The organism is Streptomyces pathocidini (genome assembly GCF_001418495.1).
In the GTDB taxonomy this organism is placed as follows: Bacteria; Actinomycetota; Actinomycetes; order Streptomycetales; family Streptomycetaceae; genus Streptomyces; species Streptomyces pathocidini.
The window spans coordinates 1-5047 of the sequence record NZ_LIQY01000430.1 but is presented as its reverse complement, the minus strand read 5'-3'; the positions used below and the strand labels follow the sequence as shown (position 1 = coordinate 5047).

Sequence of the window (5047 nt, the reverse complement as noted above, 5' to 3'; positions counted from 1 at the left end):
CTCCCAGGCAGGAGCCTGGGCGGCGATCGCCTCGGGCCCGGAGACGCCGTCCGCGGCCTCCTCCGGCGTCAGCGGCCGGTCCAGCGCCGGAACCCCGGCGCGGTGCGCGAGCAGATGCCGTACAAGCACCCGCTCCTTGCCCGCTGCCTTGAACTCCGGCCAGTACGTGCCGACCGGCGCGTCCAGGTCCAGCTGCCCGCGCTGGTGCAGCAGCAGCGGTACGGCGGCGGCGACGCCCTTGGTGGCGGAGCGGACGACCTGCGCGGTGTCCTCGGCCCAGGGCTCGGTCCCGTCGGCGTCGGCCGCGCCCGCCCACAGGTCCACGACCTTCCGGCCGTTCCGGTGGACGGCGAGCGCCGCGCCCCGCTCCCCGCGGAGCGCGAAGTTGCGGACGAAGGCGTCCCGGACGGGCTCGAAGCCGTCGGTCACCGTGCCCTGGACGTCCACCACTGTCCGTACTCCCACCACACATCGCCTTTGCACCGGTCTTCCATGGTGCACGCCGCGCGGGGGCGTTCCGTACCCAGGGGCCGGGCTTTACCGCAATGCGGCGCGAGTCACACCCCGCGCGGCATCGCGCGTCACAGGGAGGGGACCGTCACCGAGCGGGGGTCGAAGCCGAACGGCAGCTCCAAGCGGTGGGCGCTCATCAGCTCCTCGTCGCACAGCAGGTCCTGGGTGCGCCCGTCGGCCGCGATCACCCCGCCGCTGAGCACCACCGACCGGGGGCAGAGCTCCAGCGCGTAGGGCAGGTCGTGGGTGACCATGAGGACGGTGACGTCCAACGACCGCAGGATGTCGGCGAGTTCGCGGCGCGAGGCGGGGTCGAGGTTGGAGGAGGGCTCGTCCAGGACGAGGATCTCCGGCTCCATGGCGAGCACGGTCGCCACGGCGACCCGGCGCCGCTGGCCGAAGGACAGATGGTGCGGGGGCCGGTCCGCGTACCCGGCCATGCCGACCTGCTCCAGCGCGCCGGCGACCCGCGCCTCCAGCTCGGCCCCGCGCAGTCCGGCGGCGGCCGGGCCGAAGGCCACGTCCTCGCGGACGGTGGGCATGAACAGCTGGTCGTCCGGGTCCTGGAAGACGATGCCGACGCGGCGGCGCACCTCGGCGAGGTGCGCCTTGCCGACCGGCAGGCCCGCGACGCTGACCGTGCCCTCGCCGCCCGCCAGGATGCCGTTGAGGTGCAGGACGAGTGTGGTCTTCCCGGCCCCGTTCGGGCCGAGCAGCGCGACCCGCTCGCCGCGCGCGACGGTCAGATCGACGCCGAAGAGGGCCTGGTGGCCGTCGGGGTAGGCGTAGGCGAGGCCGGAGACCTGGAGCGAGGGGGCGGGAGCTGTCACAGGGTCCATCCCATCACGCAGACCGCGAGCGCCGCGGCGGGCAGTGCGGCGGCGTACGACCACTGGGCGCGCGTCGCCATGACCTCGTCGATCACCGGCATGGTGCCCGCGTATCCCCGGCTCAGCATCGCCAGGTGCACCCGCTCGCCGCGCTCGTAGCTGCGGATGAACAGGGCGCCCGCCGACTGGGCCAGCACGCCCCAGTGCCGGACGCCGCGCGCCTCGAAGCCGCGCGAGGCGCGGGCGATCCGCATCCGCCGCATCTCGTCGCCGACCACGTCCCCGTAGCGGATCATGAAGGAGGCGATCTGGACCAGCAGCGGCGGCATCCGCAGCCGCTGGAGGCCGAGCAGCAGCTCGCGCAGCTCGGTGGTGGCGGCCAGCAGGACGGAGGCGGCGACGCCGAGGGTGCCCTTGGCGAGGATGTTCCAGGCGCCCCAGAGGCCGGGTTCGCTGAGCGAGAGGCCGAGCACGTCGACGTACGGCCCGTTGGCCACGAACGGCATCAGCACCGCGAAGGCCACGAACGGCACCTCGATGAGCAGCCGCCCGAGGAGGAACCGGGCCGGGACGCGGGCGGCCAGGGCCGCGGCGGCCAGCAGCAGCGCGTACAGCCCGAAGGCCCAGACGGCCTCGCGCGGGGTGGACACCACGACCACCACGAAGCAGAGGACCGCGGCGATCTTGCAGTGCGGAGGGAGCCGGTGCACGGGCGAGGGGCCGTGCCGGTAGAGCCTGTGCGCGTGTCCGACGCCCACGGGGTCAGCCCTCGCCGCCGGTGGGCGCCTGCGCGGTGCCGGCCCCGGCCAGCGTGCGCCGGCGTACGGCCCAGAACACGCCGGTGCCCACGGCCAGCGTCGCGCCGACGCCGATCACGCCCGCGATGCCGCCGGACAGCCGCGGGTTGCCGACGTCCTTGGTCTGGTAGTCGGCGAGCGGGGAGTCCTTGGCCGCGTGGTCCTCGGCCTTCTCGTCGATGCCGTGGTCGGCAGCGACCTTCTCCAGACCGTCGGGGCTGGCGGAGGCGTAGTAGCTGAGGCCGCCCGCAAGCAGGAGCGCGGCCAGCAGGCCGGTGATCCACAGCCACTTGACGGAGACCTTGGGGGCGCCGGCCGCCTGGGTTTCGGCGGTCGTGTCGGTCGCGTTGGACGGGTTGGTCGTGTCGGTCGCGTTGGTCGCGGACATCAGGCCGACGCCTCCTTGTTGTCCTGGTTGTCCTGAGCCTGCCGGCGGGCGGCGGGCACCGCCGTGGCCCCCGCGGGAACCGGAGCCCCCGCAGGAGCCGGGGCGCCCGCTGTCGCGGAGGCCAGCCGCAGCGGCGCCCGCAAGTCCCGCGCGCCGTAGACCAGATCGGGCCGCACGGCCATCACCGCCCCCACCGTCAGCGCGGTGATCACGGCCTCGCCGATGCCGATCAGGACGTGGACGCCGACCATGGCCGCGAAGACCTTGCCGATCTCCACGTCCGTCGTGCCGCCCAGCGCGTACAGGCCGGTGAAGGCGACGGCAGCGGCCGGTACGGAGACCAGCGCGGCGACGAACGACGCGGCGGTGACCGCGCCCCGGCCGCGCGGCAGCATCTTCACCAGGCCGCGGAAGACCACGTACGCGACGGGCACCGCCACCACGGCCATGTCCGTGATGTTGACACCGAGGGCGGTGAGGCCGCCGTCGGCGAACAGCACGCCCTGCATGAGCAGGACGACCGAGACGCAGAGCACGCCCGTATAGGGGCCGACGAGGATCGCGGCGAGCGCGCCGCCCAGCAGATGGCCGCTGGTGCCGGCGGCGACGGGGAAGTTGAGCATCTGCGCCGCGAAGATGAACGCCGCGACCAGACCCGCGAGCGGCGCCGCGCGCTCGCCGCCGAGGCCTTCGCCGGGTCCGCCGCCGAGCTCGCGGCGGGCGCCGCGGAGGCTGACGGCGACCGCGACGGCGGCTACGGCTCCGGTCGCCGCGGACACCGGCAGGTCGATGAATCCGTCGGGGACATGCATGGCCGTCTCCGCTTCTGTTCGCCGGCTTCCCGGAGCCTCGTTGGTTGACTGTTCGATGATAGCGGCCAGATGCGAATGGTTTGCAAGAGCGGGGCGAGCGCGAAAAGAAGAGGGGGCGACACGGAACGGCCGCGGGCCCCCGGCGCCCCGCCGAAGTGCCCCCGTCCGGCTCCGCTCTTTCAATACACCGCAGAACCCCGAAGGGTTCCATCCGCTTCCGGGCGCCCACAGGACCGGCCTCGGGGTGGCGCCCCCGCGCTTCTGACCAAATCCTGAAGTCATGACCACGGCAGCCGCCGCCGAGCCGCCGCACACCGGTCCGCCCGCGCTGAGCCGCAGCCGCACCAACGCGGTGTTCGCGACGATCGTGCTCGGGCTGATGCTGGCCGCCCTCGACCAGTTGATCGTCTCCACGGCGCTGCCCACGATCGTCGCGGAGCTGGGCGGCGCGGGGCACATGGCGTGGGTGGTCACCGCGTACCTGCTCACCGAGACCGTGTCGACCGTCCTCGTCGGCAAGTTCGGCGACCTGTTCGGCCGGAAGGTCGTCTTCCAGGTCAGCGCGGTGGTCTTCGTGGTCGGCTCGATCACCGCGGGCGTGGCCTCCAGCATGGCGACGCTGATCCTGGGGCGGGCGATCCAGGGCGTGGGCGGCGGCGGGCTGATGGTCACCGCGATGGCGCTCATCGCGGACGTCATCCCGCTGCGGCAGCGCGGCAAGTACCAGGGCGCGCTGGGCGCGGTCTTCGGCATCACCACGGTCGTGGGGCCGACGCTCGGCGGGTTCCTCACGGACGAGGCGACCTGGCGCTGGTGCTTCTACGTCAACGTGCCGATCGCCGCCGTCATGGTCGTGATGGCCGCCCGCACCATCCCCGTCGTACGGGCGACGGTCCGGCCGGTGATCGACTACGCGGGCATCGTGCTGGTCGCGCTCGGGGCGTCCGCGCTGGTCCTGGGCCTGGAGTGGGCGGGCAACCGCTACCCGTGGGGCTCGCCCCCGATCATCGCCCTGCTGGCCGGGTCCATCGCCCTCCTGACGGCCTTCGCCCTGGTCGAACTGCGGGCGCGGGAACCGGTCATCCCGATGGACCTGTTCCGGAACCCGGTCTTCACGGTCTGCTCGGTCCTCAGCTTCATCGTCGGCTTCGCGATGCTCGGCGCGCTGACGTTCCTGCCGACCTATCTCCAGTTCGTGGACGGGGTCACCGCCACCTCCTCCGGCATCCGCACCCTGCCCATGGTGGTCGGCCTGCTGGCGACGGCGCTGGCCTCGGGCGAGGTGATCAGCCGGACGGGCCGGTACAAGATGTTCCCCATCCTGGGGACGGGCACGACCGCGCTCGGGCTGTACCTGATGTCCCGGATGGCGGCCGGCACAGGCCCCTGGCTGGAGACCCTCTACATGTTCGTGCTGGGCCTCGGGCTCGGCCTGACCATGCAGGTGCTGACGATCGCGGTGCAGAACACCGTCCCGTACGGCGAACTGGGCGCCGCCACCTCAGGCGTGACCTTCTTCCGCACGCTGGGCAGCGCGTTCGGCACGGCCGTCTTCGGCAGCCTCTACGTCAGCCGCCTCGAACCGAACCTGGCGCAGGCCCGGGAGGCCGCGCCCGGCGTCCCCGACGCGGTGGTGCAGAGCCCGGAGGCGCTGCACCACCTGCCGGAGGACATCGCGGCCCCCTATGTCTCCGCGTACGCGGAGAC

The 5047-nt window shown here is 73.2% G+C and carries 4 protein-coding genes and 1 pseudogene; 1 reads left to right on the top strand and 4 read right to left on the bottom strand.

Annotation, left to right across the window (positions count from 1 at the left end):
• From AOK16_RS19585 to AOK16_RS26705, 4 genes and pseudogenes are all read right to left on the bottom strand, one after another.
• Window positions 1–447, bottom strand: a 447-nt coding sequence (locus tag AOK16_RS19585) for a serine hydrolase domain-containing protein (protein WP_157859271.1), incomplete at its 3' end; no start/stop codon positions are given.
• A gap of 134 nt (window positions 448–581) precedes the next feature.
• Window positions 582–1352 carry an energy-coupling factor ABC transporter ATP-binding protein gene (locus AOK16_RS19580; RefSeq protein WP_055473507.1) on the bottom strand — a complete coding sequence of 257 codons (771 nt, stop codon included), beginning with the start codon at window positions 1350–1352 and terminating at the stop codon, window positions 582–584.
• Entirely contained in the window at window positions 1340–2101 is a 762-nt protein-coding gene (cbiQ, locus tag AOK16_RS19575; RefSeq protein WP_055473506.1) for a cobalt ECF transporter T component CbiQ, read from the bottom strand. Before cbiQ ends, AOK16_RS19580 begins: the two co-directional genes overlap by 13 nt.
• A 4-nt stretch (window positions 2102–2105) precedes the next feature.
• Window positions 2106–3340 (bottom strand): annotated as a pseudogene (locus AOK16_RS26705) (energy-coupling factor ABC transporter permease).
• Between the two features lie 280 nt (window positions 3341–3620).
• On the opposite strand from AOK16_RS26705, the gene AOK16_RS19565 reads away from it, so the two are divergent.
• Window positions 3621–5047, top strand: a 1427-nt coding sequence (locus AOK16_RS19565) for an MDR family MFS transporter (RefSeq protein ID WP_055473505.1), incomplete at its 3' end; no start/stop codon positions are given.

Coding starts and splice junctions, on each gene's coding strand:
- AOK16_RS19580 (WP_055473507.1), bottom strand. CDS start 1,352: ATGGACCCTGTGACAGCTCCCGCCCCCTCGCTCCAGGTCTCCGGCCTC.